Raw genomic sequence first — 14,835 nt, forward strand, 5'->3', positions numbered from 1 at the left:
ATGTCTGAACGGATTGTGGCTATACAAGATATAGCCAGTAGTTGCTATCGTCAACGCCGTTATCAGACAGCGCGGCGCCGGTTCGGCAGCCGCGAAAAAACAAGGGGAATTCCTTCCATGAACGACTCCACAGGCCGCAAGCAGCCCGTCCGCGCCGCGGCCGCGGCTTTCTTCGGCACCATGATCGAGTGGTACGACTTTTACTGTTACGCCACGGCGGCCGCCCTGGTGTTCGGCGATGTGTTCTTCGCGACCAATGATCCCTTCATGGGCACGCTGGCTTCGCTGGGCACCTTTGCCATCGGCTTCTTTGCACGGCCCGTCGGCGCGGTGCTGTTCGGCCACGTCGGCGATCGCTTTGGCCGCAAGCAAAGCCTGGTCATCACGCTGCTGCTGATGGGCGTGGCCACCACGCTGATCGGCCTGCTGCCCTCGTACCATTCCATTGGCCTGGCCGCCGTGGTGCTGCTGGTGGCGCTGCGCCTGGTGCAGGGCATCGCGGTGGGCGGCGAATGGGGCGGCGCAGTGCTGATCGCCGCCGAACACGCGCCGCCCAAGTGGCGCACCTTTCTGGCGTCGGCGCCGCAATACGGCAGCCCCATCGGCCTGATCCTGGCCACCGGCGTGTTCCGCCTGGTGTCCGACCTGCCCAAGGCAGACTTCCTGTCCTGGGGCTGGCGCCTGCCGTTCATCATCAGCGGCGTGCTGGTGCTGGTGGCCTTCATCATCCGCCGCGGCGTCAACGAAAGCCCGGAGCTCGAAGCCCGCCTGAAGGCGCAAAAAAAGGAAACCACCGCGCCCATCCGCCTGGTGCTGCGCGAACGCAAGCGCGCCCTGCTGCTGGGCATCGGCCTGTGCCTGCTCGGCATCTCGGGGTTCTATTTCGTGACCACCCTGATGATCACCTACACCACCACCTACCTGAAGATCACGCGCAGCCAGATCCTGGACGTGGTGACCTGGGCCGGCGTGGTCGAGCTGATCAGCTTTCCGATTGCCTCGTACATCGCCACCCGCATCGGCGAGCGTCGCTTCCTGATCTGGGTCACCGCGCTGTCCACGCTGTGGGCCGTGCCGATGATGATGCTGGTCCTGACCGGCGACATCCAGAACATCGCCATCGGCCTGCTCACCGCGATCTTCCTGATCGGCGCCTACTACGCGGTGCTGGCGCCTTACCTGCCGCTGGCCTTCCCGGTGGAGATGCGCTACACGGGCATTTCGCTCAGCTTCCAGCTATGCGGCGCGATCTTCGGCGGCACCACGCCGCTGGTGGGCCTGTGGGTGGCACACACCTTCGGCCTGACCTGGCAGCCGATGGCGCTGATGTTCGCCCTCATCGCCGGTGCCAATTTCCTGTGCGCGGTGTATCTGCCGACGCCTGAGCGCGAGGCGGCCCGCCAGGGCGGGCGCGGGGTAGCTGCCCAGCACAGCCGGGCCCACTGAACGCAAGCCCTGGCGCCGCGTTACTCGACGCCGGAAAAGAACGCGCACTGCCCCGGATAGCCGGGGCGTGCGTCGCAGGCCTTCAGGCAGCCCGGCTTGCCACCCGGAAAGTTCGCCGCCACCGACATGCCGAAGCCATACGTCGGCGTCGTCACCTCGAAGCGGCTTTCGCACACCGCCTTCGTGCTGTAGGCGAACGTCATGCCCTCGCGCCGGCCGTTGATGGCAAACGCCACCTGGAAGCTGTTCATGCTGTTCCATCCCGGCCGGGGCAGCACGACGAAGCGGTAGCGCCGGGCGTCCAGCCGTTCGCCGAAGATCTTCAGCTGCGCGGACGTCGTGCGGGTCGTGGGCGACGGATACGGCAGCGCCAGCAACGCCCGGGGATCGCCCAGCACACCCAGGTCAAAGCCCAGGCCCTTCTGGTAGAAGGGCACGTCAATGCCGGGATAGCCGGAATACTCCCGCCGCGTCTCCTTCGACCCATATTCATGGCTCTTGGGCGCGTAGTCAGGCGCGCGTGCAAACGTCACGTCCAGCGTCAACACCACGTCCGCCGGGTTGGCGTCCTCGGCGCGCATATGCTTCTGGTAGATATCGGGTTGGCTGGCACACCCGGCAAGCGCCGCGGCCAACACCAGGCCCAACCCGCTCACGCTACGGGACACGACCAGGGACATCACCTCAAGGCTCCTGGCGCGGCGGCGCGGCAAGCACGACGGGCTTGAGGCCTTGGCCAACGAACTGCCACCCGTCCTTGCCCGCCTGCCACTGGAAATGCCGGTTGATCCATTCCGCCTTCATATTGTCGTAAAGCCGCCGCTGGTCGATACGCTTGCCTTCGCCCAGCGCCTGGCGGGCAAGCTCGGCGCTCTGGTTTCCGGCCGCCCGGAAGGCATTCAATTGCATGGCCTTGGTGAACGGCACGCTGGCATAGGGGCCGTCGTCCGCCACGCTCAAGCAGATCTCGTTGTCCAGCAGCAGCGCGCCATGGCGATTGTCGGGCGACACCGACACCAGCAGCGGACTGGATCGCAGAGACTCCTTGGGCAAGGCATGCTCGAACCACAACACCTGCCCCGTGGACGTCACCAGGGCGCGCGAACCCGCCGTAAACAGCAGCAGATCCTCACGCCCGGGCTGCGCCAGGCCCAGGTCCGGGTCGCGTATGTCAACGGTGGGGCTCAAGACCCGTGCGAGCGGCGTATCGTTCTGCACCGCGATCAGTATCGTGCCCACGCCCATGAAGTCGTTCGACACCGCCAGCAGCACCGGCTGGCCGCCTTGGGTCGGCCCCAGGGCCTTCACCTGGATGAACTCGTACGCATTCAATGGCCGGTAGGGCTTGCCCCGATACTTGATCTGGCGCAAGGTCGAATTCGGATAGCCTTCCAGTTCGAAGTCCCCGCCAATCGACTGGGTCGCCTTCAGGTAATCCGGCGCCGCGGCCTGCGCCCGGGCCGCGCCCGGCAGCAACAGGGCGGCCCCTAGCACCATGCTGGCGCACCGTTGGGCGCCGCGGCGTCTCGATAGAATGGTCTTCGACAAAGAGGGCACGCGATCCTCGGCAGCAGCGCCGCATGAAACAGGTGCCGGCATTCTAGGCCAATCCGGCTTGCGGCCGGAAAGCCGAAGGCGTCAGCCAGCGGCCGGCGCCTTCGCCTCGATCGTCACTTCACGCTGGCCACGGCATCCAGGATCACCTGCGCCACATCCGCCGGGCGCGATTGCTGCGGCACGTGGCTGGTCGGCAGCTCGGTCACCTTGGCCTTGATGCGGGCGGCCATCTGGCGTTGCAGCGCCGGCAGGATCATGCGGTCTTGCTGGCTGACGACGAAGTACGACGGCTTGGTCTTCCAGGCCGCCACCGACACGGGCTCGGCAAAGGCCGACGCCTTGATCGGGCCCTGCGTCGCCGCCATCACGCGGGCTTGCTCGGCCGGCACGTCCTGCGCAAAGTCGCGCGCCAATCCCTTGGCCGACAGGCTCAGCCAGCCATGGCTGTCGGCCGCGATGCTGTCCGAACCCGGGGCCTTGGGCGTGCCTTCGGTCAGCGTCGCCACCGACTGGCCGGCCTCGGGCGCAAAGGCGGCCACGTAGACCAGGCTGGCGACCTTGTCGTTCTTGCCCGCCTCGGTGATGACCGTGCCGCCCCAGGAATGACCGACCAGCACGACCTTGCCCGGCTGGTTGTCGATGGCGCGATTGGCGGCGGCGACGTCGCCGGCCAGCGATTCCAGCGGGTTCTGCACGGCCTGCACCTGCACGCCCTTGGCCTGCAGCAGGGCCACCACCTTGGCCCAGTCCGAGCCGTCGGCGAAGGCCCCGTGCACGATCACGACGGAAGGCTGGGCGGCTTGGGCTTGCGACGCCGCGCCGGCCAACAGGCCGGCTGCCAACAGGGAGGCTGCGATAATATGGCGCTTCATGGAATTTCCTTTTGCTTGGGTGCCGAACACCGACGCGGCGTTCGCTGGATGCCAGTGTCGTCTTGCCGCCTGCGCCCCGGTATCGGTTGATTGACCGATGCGCCCTTCCCACACACCTTCCGCCCATGACCGCCGCTAGCGCCATTGAACTCACCGACGCCGTGCTGGCCATGGCCTTCGTCGGCGACCTGAGCATGGGCCGCGCCACCGACCACTCGCGCCGCACCGCCTGCCTGGCCGGCCTGCTGGCCGCCGCGCTGGGGGCCGACGCCGATGGCCAGAACCACGCCCGCGCCGTGGCCCTGTTGCGCTGGTCCGGTTGCACCGCCAACGCGGGCGGCTTTGCCGAATTGCTGGGCGACGACATCGCCTCGCGCGAAGCCATGATGGCCCAGACCCTGCCGCCGCTGGACGCGCGCACGCAATCGATGATCGTGCCGCTGGCGCTGATCCATTGCGAAATCTCGGGCGACGTCGCCGTCAGCCTGGGCATGCCGGACGCCGTGGTGACCGGCCTGCGCCACGCCTTCGAACGCTACGACGGCAAGGGCATGCCGCAAGCGCTGGACGGCACCGCCGTCTCGCGCACGGCCTTCGTCGTCAACGCCGCCAGCGACCTGGAAATTCTCAGCCGCGCGCATGGCCGCGACAGCGCGCTGGACTTCCTGCGGCGGCAGGCCGGCGCCAAGTATCCGGCCGACATCGCCGCGCTGGCCGTGCAGCACGGGCCGGCCTGGCTGGACGACATCGACGCCGCGCCGCCCGATGCCTCGCAATGGCACCTGGCCGATGGCCGCGCCGACGCGCCGGCGGACCTGACCCTGCTGGCCGACGTGGCCGAACTGAAGCTGCCGTGGCTGGCCGGCTACTCGCGCCGCGTCGCCGCGCTGGCGGTGCAGACCGCCGCCCGGCTGGACCTGGATGGCGACGCGCAGGCGCAGTTGCAGGCCGCCGCCCTGGTGCACGGCATCGGCCGCGCCGCCTTGCCGAACCGGCTATGGGACACGCCCGGTCCGCTCACGCCCGACCAATGGGAACAGCTGCGCCTGATGCCCTACTGGACCGCCCGCGCCGCGCGCCAGATCAAGGGCCTGAGCCAGGCCGCCGACCTGGCCTCCTATGCCTACGAGCGGCTGGATGGCAGCGGCTATTTTCGGGGCGCTTCAGGCGCCGCGCTGACCCTGCCGCAGCGGGTGCTGGCCACCACCGTGGCCTTGCAGGCCCTGCTGGAAGATCGCCCGTGGCGACCCGCCCATGCCTTGCCGGACGCCGCCCGCATCCTGCGCCAGGACGCCGCGGCCGGCCGCTACGACGCCATGGTTGCCGAAGCCGCCATCGCCGCGGCCGGCGGCGACACCAGCACCGCCCCGCGCCGCGCGGCCTCGGCGCTGTCTCAACGCGAGTTGGACGTGCTGCGCCAGATCAGCCTGGGCGCCAGCAACAAGGAAGCCGCGCGCGCCCTGAACATCAGCCCCAGCACCGTGCGCACCCACGTGGAAAGCGTGTTCCGCAAGCTGGAGTGTTCCACCCGCGCGGCGGCCACGCTCAAGGCATTGACGGCCGGCATCCTGTAGGCGGCTGCCGCCGTCACCCCCCGGCAATCGCCCGCAGCGCGTCGTAGGTTTCCTTTTCGTCCTGGTTCTCGCTGTAGTCGCTCAGCTTTACGATCACCACGCGCCTGGCCGGATCGATGTACAGGTACTGGCCGTGGATACCCACCGCCGCGAAATCCGGGCTGCCCTGCGGATCACGCTGCCACCACTGCGCCGAATAGCCCCAGCCGTCCACCGGATGCGTCGGCGGCCGGGCGATGCGCGCGACCCACTCAGCGGGGATGACGCTCTGCCCGCGCCCCGCCTCCAGCACCTGCTGGCCGATGCGCGCCACATCGCGCGCCGTGGCATTCAGGCAGCAGAACGCCTTTTCGGTGCCGCTTGGCGTATCCAGGTTCCAGGTCGCCAGCGCCTCGGCCCCCATCGGCCGCCACAGGCGTTCGGCCAACAGGTCGGCCAGGGGCCGGCCCGTCACGCGGGTCAGCACCATGCCCAGCAGCTGCGTATCGATGCTGCGGTAGTCGCCCTGGCTGCCCGGCACGAAATGCATCGCGCGATGCGTCTGCACATAGCCGGGCAGATCGCGGGTCAGGTACATGCGGGCCGTGCCCGTAAAGGGCCAGTAGGGCCGGTAGTTTTCCGCCACGTCGATGCCCGACGCCATGTCCAGCAACTGGCCCAGCGTGATGCGGTCGTAATCGCCCGCGCCGGCCAGTTCGGGCAGCAGCGCGGTCAGGCGGTCGTCTTCGCGGATTTCGCCGCGCGCAATCGCCTGCCCCACCAGCAGCGACACGACGGACTTGGCCATCGACCACGACGACAGCCGCGTGGACGCATCCACGCCCGGCCGGTACCACTCGTAGGCCACCCCACCCTCGCGCAGCACCACGAACGCATTCGTGGCGGTGCCCGCCAGGAACTGCGCAAACGGCAGCTCGCCGCCCTTCCAGGGCACCACGGCCGGCATCGGCTGCGGGCGTGACGGCAACGCGGACGCTTGCGCCGGCGCCGCCACCTCGCGGACCGGAAACAGATCGCCGCGGCGCGACGGCGCCGAGATCTCCAGCCGCAGCAATTGCGGCGGTGGTGGAATCTCCATCACGGCGGTCGCCCCATAGGCCGCCGCCACCAGCGCGGCCAGCCCCAGTGCCAGCCACAAGACCGTGCGGCCGGGGCGGGAAGATGTCGTGCGGAAAGCGGGTGCCGTTGCCATGGCGCGGATCATGCCAAGTCCGGGCGCAATGCACAACCATGCGCAGGTTTTCTCCCCGCACGGCACCGCCGGGCGCCCGGACGATCAAGAGATTTACGTCCTTATGTATCCGCGCCCCCGGCCCGTACATTGCGACACCCTTCGCGCCCTTGGGCTGGCTACAACGTCCCTGCCCCCCATCCCCTTCCGGAGACCCCGACCATGCCCGACCCGATCGACACTCAACGCCGCCGCCTGCTCGGCACCACCTCGGCCCTTGCCGGCGCCAGCCTGTTGAACCTGGGCCTGAACGCCAAGGCGCTGGCCGCACCAATCGCCGCCAACGGCACGCCATCGGCCGCCAGCACCACGTTCAGCGCCATCCGCCAGATTCGCGCCGGCGACCTGGACATCGGCTATGTCGACGCCGGCCCGTCCAGCGGCCCGGTCGCCGTGCTGCTGCACGGCTGGCCCTACGACATCCACAGCTTCATCGACGTCGTGCCGCAACTGACCGCCGCCGGCTATCGCGTCATCGTGCCGCACCTGCGCGGCTACGGCACCACCCGCTTCCTGTCGGCCGACACCGCCCGCAACGGCGAACAGGCCGTGGTGGCCGTCGACATCATCGCCCTGATGGACGCCTTGAAGATTCCCAAGGCCGTCATCGCCGGCTTCGACTGGGGCGCGCGCACCGCCAACATCATGGCCGCGCTGTGGCCCGAGCGCTGCCAGGCGCTGGTATCGGTCAGCGGCTACCTGATCGGCAGCCAGGAAGGCAACCGCAAGCCGCTGCCGCCCGAAGCCGAATTCCAGTGGTGGTATCAGTTCTACTTCGCCACCGAACGCGGCGCGGCCGGCTACGCCGCCAACGTGGACGCCTTCAACAAGCTGATCTGGAAACTGGCCTCGCCCAAATGGGACTTCGACGATGCCACCTATGCGCGCAGCGCCAAGGCCTTCGCCAACCCCGACCACGTCGCCATCGTGATCCACAACTACCGCTGGCGCCTGGGCCTGGCCCAGGGCGAAGCGCGCTACGACGAGCTGGAACGCCGCCTGGCCGCGGCCCCCAAGATCGCCCTGCCCACCATTACCCTGGAAAGCGACGCCAACGGCGCGCCGCACCCGCCCCCCCGCCGCGTACGCCAGGCAGTTCACCGGCAAGTACCAGCACCGCGACATCACCGGCGGCATCGGCCACAACCTGCCGCAGGAAGCGCCCAAGGCGTTTGCCGATGCGGTGTTGCAGGTGACACGGCTGTAGGGACCGACACGCGGGGCAAAGGCGTGCACGATACTCAATGCGTACATTGCCCCGCATGACCGAAAACAAAGTACAGGCTGTATTTTCGTTTTACAAACGCTGGGCTGTAGGGCGAAAGCCACAAAGAACGGCCTTGAACAATGACCACGCACAGTGGTCACGAGCAGTTGCGATGCACACGTCACCCGCACAATGCAGCATTTTGGCAGGCCCGCATTGACAACCGGCATTGCCCCGCCTTAGGATGGCGCCCTGCTTTTCACGCAGCCTTCTTTTCACCCCCTTTCTTTCCGAGTGCAACCGTGTCTGCCATCCGTCAATTCGCCTAATCGCCGACGACTTCCCTTTCCGGGTAATCGCGGTCTGCCTGTCCGTCTTTGCGGCTCGACGCCTGCGTCTTGAGCCCCTTGCACGGCAGGCGCGGTTCCGGAAAGCACAACACACACTCGCTTCCCCTCCCCCGTAAGACCGCGTCGTCGGCTTCCCCACTTTGCCTGGAGAAGTTCCATGACGCCCGATCCGCGCGCGCACGCGCAATCCTTCGACCTCTATCGCTACCCCCGCACCCCGCACCTGGAAGGCTCGCGCCTGCAGGACGGCGACGAGGGCCACGACCACGTTCCCTACCGCCACCTGCAAGGCCAGTTCCTGGTGGTGGAAGAAAAGCTGGACGGTGCCAACACCGGCATCAGCTTCAGCCCGGCCGGTGAACTGCTGCTGCAGTCGCGCGGCCACTATCTGGTGGGCGGCGGCCGCGAACGCCAGTTCAATTTCATCAAGGCGTGGGCGCAGGCGCATGCCGACTGGCTGCTGCAACGCCTGGAAGACCGCTACGTGATGTACGGCGAAACGATGTCCAAGAAACACTCGGTGTTCTACGACGCCTTGCCGCATCACTTCTTCGAATTCGACGTGCTGGACCGCCAGACCGGCGAGTTCCTGTCGACCGCGGCGCGCCGCGACCTGCTGGCAGGCGGCCCGGTGCTGTCGGTGCCGGTGCTGTTTGAAGGCATCGCGCCGACCCGGCTGGCCGCCCTGAAGGCGCTGCTCCAACCCTCGCTGGCCAAGACCGCGCAGTGGCGCAACGCCTTCGAGGCAACGCTGCGGCGCGAAGGCCACGATCTGCCCATGGCCTGGCAGCAATGCGACAAGTCGGACCTGTCCGAAGGCCTGTACATCAAGGTCGAATCCGGCGGCCAGACCGTTGCCCGCTACAAGTGGGTGCGCGCGGATTTCGTGCAGGCCATCCTGGAATCCGACAAGCACCATTCCGAACAGCCCTACGTGCCCAACCTGCTGGCGCCGGGCGTGGACCTGTACGCCAGCCAGCCGGCTGTCGACTGGGACACCCTGCGCGCGGCCGCCCCACACTCGCCGGAGGCATCATGAACTACGAACACCTGCGGGCCCTGGCGCCCGCCCCCGGCCAACAACCGGACTTCGCGGCCTGCCTGGCGGCGTTTCCGGCGCTGGAGCTGGCCAAGACCACGCCGCAAGACCCGCGCTACCACGGCGAGGGCGATGTATGGACCCATACGCAGATGGTGGTCGAGGCCTTGCTGGCGCTGCCGCAGTATCGCGAGGCCAGCCGCGGCGACCAGGAAATCGTCTTCCTGGCCGCGCTGCTGCACGACATGGCCAAGCACAGCACCACCGTGATCGACCCGGTCACGGGCGCCATCGGCCAGCCGGGCCACTCGCGCAAGGGCGCCATCGACGCCCGCATCGCGCTGTGGGACGCGGGCGTGCCGTTCGCCGTGCGCGAAGCGATCTGCCGGCTGATCAGCGTGCACCAGGTGCCGTTCTACGCGCTGGCCGGATCGCGCCGCGGCAAATCGGCGGAATTCATCGTGCGCGAACTGTCGTGGCAGCTGGACATTCGCTTGCTGGCGATGCTGGCCGAAGCCGACATGCGCGGCCGCGTCTGCGCCGACCAGGGCAAGGTGCTGGACAACATTGCGCTGTTCTGCGAAGTGGCCCGCGACGAAGCCTGTTTCGGCCAGCCTCGCCACTTTGCCGATGCGCATACCGCCGTCAGCTATTTCCGCGGTGCGCAGGTGCACCCGGACTACGCCTTGTTCCAGGAGCCCGGGTCCAAGGTCATCGTGATGTCGGGCCTGCCGGCCAGCGGCAAGAACAGCTGGGTGGCCAGGCATCATCCCGACCTGCCGGTGGTGTCGTTCGACGACGCCCGCGAAGCCCTGGGCCTGGCCCACGGCAAGAACGAGGGCAAGGTCGCGCACCTGGCGGTGGATCGCGCCAAGGACCTGCTGCGCAGGCGCCAGCCGTTCGTGTGGAACGCCACCAACCTGAGCGAACTGATGCGCAAGAAGACGCTGGACTTGCTGTACAGCTACCACGCCGAGGTGGACCTGGTGTACCTGGAGCAACCGCGCGCCGAACTCCTGCGGCGCAATACCCGCCGCGACACGTCCCTGTCCAACAAGACCTTGACGGCGATGCTGCATCGCTGGGACCTGCCGCTGCCCACCGAGGCGCACCGCGTGGTGTACGCGGTGTAGCCCGGCCGCCCGCGGCCTACGCCTGTTCCGGCAGATACCCGCTGTATCCCATCAGCGTCGACAGCCGCTTGGCCACGTTGCCGACGATCTCCTGCACCTGGGCGATGCTGGGCGATTCTTTCTGGTCGATGCGTTCGATGTGCGGCACGTTGATCGCGGCGATGACGTGGTTGCCCACGCCCATCACCGGATACGCCACGTTGGTGATGCCGCGGATCTGGCGGCTGGCCATGCAGGCGCAGCCATTCTTGCGCACGTCGGCCAGAATGGAAAACAGCTCGCCCGGGTCGGATTCCAGTTCGCCTTCGACCTTGATGTGCGCGGCCAGCATGCGGGTGCGTTCGACTTCGTCGCGAAACGCCAGCAGCACGTGGCCCGACGACGTGTCGGTCAGGCCCATCATCACGCCCACCTTCAGGCCGAAGGACCAGCGCTCGGGGCTGTCGACCTGGGCAATGACCACCACCCGGCCGCCCTGGTACACGGCCAGGTGGCACGACTGGCGGGCACGGTTGGCCAACTCGCGCAAAAGCGGCAGGGCCACGCTGACCAGCGATTTCAGCGGCTGCTGGCGGTGCGCCAGCTCGAACATCTTGAGCGTCAGCGTGTAGCGGTCGTTTTCGTCGACCTGCACGAAACCGCGTCGCTGCAGCGTCACCGCCATGCGGAAGATCTCGCTGACGCTGCGGCCGATCTTCTGGGCCAGCTCGGCCAGCGTGTAGCCGGCCGGGCTGGCCGCCAGCGCTTCCAGGATATCCAGCCCCTTTTCCAGGGCGGGCGCCGCGTAGCGTTGCGCGCCCGGGCTTTCGGCGGACGCGTCTGCCGGGGATTCGGCCAGAACGTCAGCCGGCACATCGGTCTTGGGCGTCGCGCGGGCGGAGGCGGATTTCTTGGTTGCGGTCATGGCGTGGCTCTGGGTGGGAACCGAATTTTATTCGACCCGCGACCAGGCCTGCAGAACCTGGCGCTGTTCGCCCAGGCCGGCGATGGACAGGCGCATCACGTCGCCCGCCTTCAGGTAGACCGGCGGCTTCTGGCCCAGGCCCACGCCCGGCGGCGTGCCGGTGCTGATGACATCGCCGGGCTGCAGCGTCATGAACTGGCTGATGTAGCTGACCAGCGTGGCCACGCCGAACACCATGGTGCGGGTGCTGCCGTTCTGGTAGCGGTGGCCGTTGACCTCCAGCCACATGTCCAGGTTCTGCGGGTCGGCGATCTCGTCGCGGGTGACCAGCCACGGGCCGATCGGGGCGAAGGTGTCGCAGCCCTTGCCCTTGTCCCACTGGCCGCCGCGTTCGATCTGGTATTCGCGTTCGGACACGTCGTTGACCACGGCGTAGCCTGCCACGTACTCCAGGGCCTCGCTTTCTTCGACGTAGGACGCCTTTTTGCCGATGACGATGCCCAGCTCGACTTCCCAGTCGGTCTTGACCGAGTTGCGCGGAATGATGACCGGGTCGTTGGGGCCGGTGATGGACGAGCTGGGTTTCAGGAACAGCACCGGTTCGGCCGGCACCGGCAGGCCGGACTCGGCCGCGTGGTCGGCGTAGTTCAGCCCCACGCAGACGATCTTGCCCACGCCGCTCACGGGGCAGCCATAGCGCACCGCGCCGTCCACGCGCGGCAGCGAGGCCGCGTCGAGCTTGGCCAGCTTGGCCAGCGAGGCCGGGGCGATGGCGCCGGCATCGATGTCGCCGACCACGCCGGACAGGTCGCGCAGGGCGCCCTGGGCATCGATCAGGCCGGGTTTTTCCTGGCCGGGTTGGCCATAGCGTACGAGTTTCATGCGTAATCCTTGGAAGGGAATGAAAGAGGCCGGCCGGTCAGTTGGACCAGCCGCCGTCGATAACCTGGATGGTACCGGTAGTGAAGCCGGATTCGTCGCTGGCCAGGTAGACCACCAGCGCCGCCACTTCGTCCACCCGTCCGACGCGGCCGATGGGCTGGCGCGCCACGAAGGCGGCGCGCACCGTAGCCTCGTCGTTGCCTTGCTGGCGGGCCTGCGCCGCGATGCGGTCGCGCAGCGACGGCGATTCGATGGTGCCGGGGCAGATGGCGTTGCAGCGGATGCCGCGCGCCACGAAGTCGGCGGCCACCGCCTTGCTCAGGCCGATCACCGCGGCCTTGGACGCGCCGTAGACCAAGCGGTTGGGCACGCCCTTCACGCTGGATGCGGCCGAAGCCATGTTGATGATCGAGCCGCCGCGCTCGAGCATCAGCGGCAGGTAGGCGCGAATGGTGCGATACATGGCCTTGACGTTCAGGTCCATGCTGAAGTCCCAATCGGCTTCCTCGCAGTCCAGGATGCTGCCGGCGTGCACGAAGCCCGCGCAGTTGAACAGCACGTCCACCGCGCCGGTCTCGCGGGCGCAGTCGGCCACCGCGGCGTTGTCGCGCACGTTCAGCACGCGGGTGCGCAGGCCGGTCAGGCCGGCCTCGCGGGCCTCCCGCGCCAGGTCGGCCAGCGCGTCTTCGCTGATGTCGGTGGCCCAGACCTGGGCGCCTTCGCGGGCCAGGGCCAGGGCGCTGGCGCGGCCGATGCCATTGCCGGCCGCGGTGACCAGCGCGCGCTTGTCTTGCAAACGTAGGGTCATGTCTCTTCTCTCGGGTGGGTAAGGCGGCCCGGCGTCGCCGCAAAGGCCTGCGCCGGATCCATTTAATGAAAATTGAATTTCATTTGTAAAACACAATACACGGGAAATTTAGCATGCAGCAAGCCGGCGCAAGCCTGCACCCATCGGTAATTACCCGAATTCCCTTCAAATATTCCAAAATTCGGGAAAACCAATGTTGACCTCCGATATGAAACTTGCTTTTATACGCAAAACAATCATTCCTAAAAAATCATGACGAGACAAGCCACCCTGGACCCTCAGCTATTGCTGATTTCCCCCGAAGACAACTGCCTGATCGTGCGCAGCGCCCTGCCCGCCGGCGCCCGTGTGCAGCTGGAAACCGGCACCGCCCTCATCGCCACGCCGCTGGGCCTGGGCCACAAGCTGGCGCGCCACGCCATGCCGGCCGGCGAAAAGATCCTGAAGTACGGCGCCGTCATCGGCAGCCTGACCACCGCCGTCGCCGCCGGGGACCACATCCATACCCACAACCTGGACAGCGACTACACCCCCACCTACACGTTGGAAGAAGGTCACGCCTTCACCGACCGGCACTGAGGTTTTCCCATGACGGATCTGACCCCGCCCTTGCAGGGCTACCCGCGCGCCGACGGCCGCAAAGGCATACGCAACGTGGTCGTCGTGGCCTACCTGGTGGAATGCGCCCACCACGTGGCCCGCGAGATCGCGCTGGATTTCCGCGACCTGACCGGCGATGTGCAGGTGCACCTGGTGGGCTTTCCCGGCTGCTACCCCAACGCCTATGCCGAGCAGATGATGACGGCCATCGCCACGCATCCCAACGTGGGCGCGGCGCTGCTCGTGTCGCTGGGTTGCGAAAGCATGAACAAGCGCAAGCTGGAAGCGGCCATCGCCGATTCCGGCCGGCCGGTCCACACGCTGACCATCCAGCAACGCGGCGGCACCCGCAGCACCGTGGCCGCCGGCCGCGACTGGGTGCGCGCCACGGCGCAGCAGCTGGCGCAGCAGACCCGCGTGCCGATGGGCATGGACGAACTGATCGTGGGCACCATTTGCGGCGGCTCCGACGGCACCAGCGGCATCACCGCCAATCCGGCGGTGGGTCGCGCCTTCGACATGCTCATCGCCCAGGACGCCACCTGTATCTTCGAAGAAACCGGCGAACTGGTCGGCTGCGAATTCCACATGCGCCGCCGCGCCGCCACCCCCGAACTGGGCGACGAGATCGTGGCCTGCGTCAACAAGGCCGCGCGCTACTACAGCATCATGGGCCACGGCAGCTTCGCCCCCGGCAACGCCGACGGCGGCCTGTCCACCATTGAAGAAAAATCGCTGGGCGCCTACGCCAAGAGCGGCGCCTCGCCCATCGACGGCATCATCAAGCCCGGCGACGTGCCGCCTTTTGGCGGCCTGTATCTGCTGGACGTGGTGCCCGACGGCGAGCCGCGCTTCGGCTTTCCCAACATCAGCGACAACGCCGAAATCGTCGAGCTGATCGCCTGCGGTTCGCACGTGATCCTGTTCACCACCGGCCGCGGCTCGGTGGTGGGGTCGGCGGTCTCGCCCGTCATCAAGGTCTGCGCCAACCCCGACACCTACCGTGCGCTGGGCGAAGACATGGACGTGGACGCCGGCCGCATCCTGGAAGGCCGCGGCACGCTGCAAGAGGTTGCCGAGGAGATCCACGCCCAGGTCGCGGCGGTGGCCAACGGCGCCCCCAGCAAGTCCGAAGACCTGGGGCACCGCGAATTCATCCTGACCTACAAGGCGTTCGAGCCCATCGGCCCGTCCTGCCTGCCGCTGACCCGCGCGGCCTGACCGGCCCGCGC

13 protein-coding genes and 1 pseudogene are annotated in these 14,835 nt (G+C 67.7%); 7 read left to right on the top strand and 7 right to left on the bottom strand.

Annotated elements, in window-relative coordinates; all coding sequences use genetic code 11:
• Positions 1-117 precede the first annotated feature (117 nt).
• Positions 118-1,446: an MFS transporter gene (locus AC6LJ2_RS21155; RefSeq protein WP_498152120.1), complete on the top strand. Its 1,329-nt coding sequence runs from the start codon at positions 118-120 to the stop codon at positions 1,444-1,446.
• 20 nt (positions 1,447-1,466) lie between these two features.
• On the opposite strand, the gene AC6LJ2_RS21160 is transcribed toward AC6LJ2_RS21155, so the two are convergent.
• The 3 genes from AC6LJ2_RS21160 to AC6LJ2_RS21170 all read right to left on the bottom strand — a co-directional run bounded on the left by AC6LJ2_RS21160 (position 1,467) and on the right by AC6LJ2_RS21170 (position 3,875).
• Positions 1,467-2,126 carry a hypothetical protein gene (locus AC6LJ2_RS21160; RefSeq protein ID WP_445657031.1) on the bottom strand — a complete coding sequence of 220 codons (660 nt, stop codon included), beginning with the start codon at positions 2,124-2,126 and terminating at the stop codon, positions 1,467-1,469.
• A gap of 4 nt (positions 2,127-2,130) precedes the next feature.
• Positions 2,131-2,943, bottom strand: a complete 813-nt coding sequence (locus AC6LJ2_RS21165) for a hypothetical protein (RefSeq protein WP_498152121.1) — start codon at positions 2,941-2,943, stop codon at positions 2,131-2,133.
• 173 nt (positions 2,944-3,116) lie between these two features.
• Positions 3,117-3,875, bottom strand: a complete 759-nt coding sequence (locus AC6LJ2_RS21170) for an alpha/beta fold hydrolase (protein WP_498152122.1) — start codon at positions 3,873-3,875, stop codon at positions 3,117-3,119.
• A 125-nt stretch (positions 3,876-4,000) separates the two neighbouring features.
• Between AC6LJ2_RS21170 and AC6LJ2_RS21175 the strand changes: the two genes are divergently transcribed.
• A complete protein-coding gene (locus AC6LJ2_RS21175; RefSeq protein WP_498152123.1) occupies positions 4,001-5,449 on the top strand; it encodes an HD domain-containing phosphohydrolase in 1,449 nt (482 codons plus the stop codon).
• Positions 5,450-5,462: 13 nt separating this feature from the next.
• On the opposite strand, the gene AC6LJ2_RS21180 is transcribed toward AC6LJ2_RS21175, so the two are convergent.
• Positions 5,463-6,641, bottom strand: coding sequence for a serine hydrolase domain-containing protein (locus AC6LJ2_RS21180; RefSeq protein ID WP_498152124.1), 1,179 nt, complete (start codon positions 6,639-6,641; stop codon positions 5,463-5,465).
• A gap of 201 nt (positions 6,642-6,842) precedes the next feature.
• Here AC6LJ2_RS21180 and AC6LJ2_RS21185 point away from each other — a divergent pair.
• The 3 genes and pseudogenes from AC6LJ2_RS21185 to AC6LJ2_RS21195 all read left to right on the top strand — a co-directional run bounded on the left by AC6LJ2_RS21185 (position 6,843) and on the right by AC6LJ2_RS21195 (position 10,409).
• Positions 6,843-7,887 (top strand): annotated as a pseudogene (locus tag AC6LJ2_RS21185) (alpha/beta hydrolase).
• A gap of 507 nt (positions 7,888-8,394) precedes the next feature.
• Positions 8,395-9,276: an RNA ligase family protein gene (locus tag AC6LJ2_RS21190; protein ID WP_263913574.1), complete on the top strand. Its 882-nt coding sequence runs from the start codon at positions 8,395-8,397 to the stop codon at positions 9,274-9,276.
• Positions 9,273-10,409 (top strand): AAA family ATPase, encoded by a 1,137-nt coding sequence (locus AC6LJ2_RS21195; protein ID WP_498152125.1) that lies wholly within the window; start codon positions 9,273-9,275, stop codon positions 10,407-10,409. Before AC6LJ2_RS21190 ends, AC6LJ2_RS21195 begins: the two co-directional genes overlap by 4 nt.
• A gap of 16 nt (positions 10,410-10,425) precedes the next feature.
• Here the strand turns inward: AC6LJ2_RS21195 and AC6LJ2_RS21200 are convergent, their stop codons facing one another.
• Genes AC6LJ2_RS21200 through AC6LJ2_RS21210 form a run of 3 tightly spaced genes read right to left on the bottom strand, consistent with a single transcriptional unit; the run spans position 10,426 to position 13,003 of the window.
• On the bottom strand, positions 10,426-11,313 hold the full coding sequence (locus tag AC6LJ2_RS21200; protein WP_263913572.1) for an IclR family transcriptional regulator domain-containing protein: 888 nt from the start codon (positions 11,311-11,313) through the stop codon (positions 10,426-10,428).
• A gap of 27 nt (positions 11,314-11,340) precedes the next feature.
• Positions 11,341-12,195, bottom strand: a complete 855-nt coding sequence (locus tag AC6LJ2_RS21205; RefSeq protein WP_498152126.1) for a fumarylacetoacetate hydrolase family protein — start codon at positions 12,193-12,195, stop codon at positions 11,341-11,343.
• 37 nt (positions 12,196-12,232) lie between these two features.
• Positions 12,233-13,003 carry an SDR family oxidoreductase gene (locus tag AC6LJ2_RS21210; protein WP_498152127.1) on the bottom strand — a complete coding sequence of 257 codons (771 nt, stop codon included), beginning with the start codon at positions 13,001-13,003 and terminating at the stop codon, positions 12,233-12,235.
• Between the two features lie 252 nt (positions 13,004-13,255).
• Here AC6LJ2_RS21210 and AC6LJ2_RS21215 point away from each other — a divergent pair, with 252 nt between their 5' ends.
• Positions 13,256-13,582 carry a UxaA family hydrolase gene (locus tag AC6LJ2_RS21215; RefSeq protein WP_263913569.1) on the top strand — a complete coding sequence of 109 codons (327 nt, stop codon included), beginning with the start codon at positions 13,256-13,258 and terminating at the stop codon, positions 13,580-13,582.
• 9 nt (positions 13,583-13,591) lie between these two features.
• Positions 13,592-14,824 carry a UxaA family hydrolase gene (locus tag AC6LJ2_RS21220; protein ID WP_498152128.1) on the top strand — a complete coding sequence of 411 codons (1,233 nt, stop codon included), beginning with the start codon at positions 13,592-13,594 and terminating at the stop codon, positions 14,822-14,824.
• Positions 14,825-14,835: the final 11 nt, after the last annotated feature.

The sequence above is a fragment of the Achromobacter sp. 1014246743 genome (assembly GCF_059760725.1).

What these genes read in the sequence shown, in the direction of transcription:
- AC6LJ2_RS21200 (WP_263913572.1), bottom strand. Translation starts at nt 11,313, where the DNA reads ATGACCGCAACCAAGAAATCCGCCTCCGCCCGCGCGACGCCCAAGACC.
- AC6LJ2_RS21195 (WP_498152125.1), top strand. Translation starts at nt 9,273, where the DNA reads ATGAACTACGAACACCTGCGGGCCCTGGCGCCCGCCCCCGGCCAACAA.
- AC6LJ2_RS21170 (WP_498152122.1), bottom strand. Translation starts at nt 3,875, where the DNA reads ATGAAGCGCCATATTATCGCAGCCTCCCTGTTGGCAGCCGGCCTGTTG.
- AC6LJ2_RS21180 (WP_498152124.1), bottom strand. Translation starts at nt 6,641, where the DNA reads ATGGCAACGGCACCCGCTTTCCGCACGACATCTTCCCGCCCCGGCCGC.
- AC6LJ2_RS21215 (WP_263913569.1), top strand. Translation starts at nt 13,256, where the DNA reads ATGACGAGACAAGCCACCCTGGACCCTCAGCTATTGCTGATTTCCCCC.
- AC6LJ2_RS21175 (WP_498152123.1), top strand. Translation starts at nt 4,001, where the DNA reads ATGACCGCCGCTAGCGCCATTGAACTCACCGACGCCGTGCTGGCCATG.
- AC6LJ2_RS21220 (WP_498152128.1), top strand. Translation starts at nt 13,592, where the DNA reads ATGACGGATCTGACCCCGCCCTTGCAGGGCTACCCGCGCGCCGACGGC.
- AC6LJ2_RS21190 (WP_263913574.1), top strand. Translation starts at nt 8,395, where the DNA reads ATGACGCCCGATCCGCGCGCGCACGCGCAATCCTTCGACCTCTATCGC.
- AC6LJ2_RS21205 (WP_498152126.1), bottom strand. Translation starts at nt 12,195, where the DNA reads ATGAAACTCGTACGCTATGGCCAACCCGGCCAGGAAAAACCCGGCCTG.
- AC6LJ2_RS21210 (WP_498152127.1), bottom strand. Translation starts at nt 13,003, where the DNA reads ATGACCCTACGTTTGCAAGACAAGCGCGCGCTGGTCACCGCGGCCGGC.
- AC6LJ2_RS21160 (WP_445657031.1), bottom strand. Translation starts at nt 2,126, where the DNA reads ATGTCCCTGGTCGTGTCCCGTAGCGTGAGCGGGTTGGGCCTGGTGTTG.
- AC6LJ2_RS21165 (WP_498152121.1), bottom strand. Translation starts at nt 2,943, where the DNA reads ATGGTGCTAGGGGCCGCCCTGTTGCTGCCGGGCGCGGCCCGGGCGCAG.
- AC6LJ2_RS21155 (WP_498152120.1), top strand. Translation starts at nt 118, where the DNA reads ATGAACGACTCCACAGGCCGCAAGCAGCCCGTCCGCGCCGCGGCCGCG.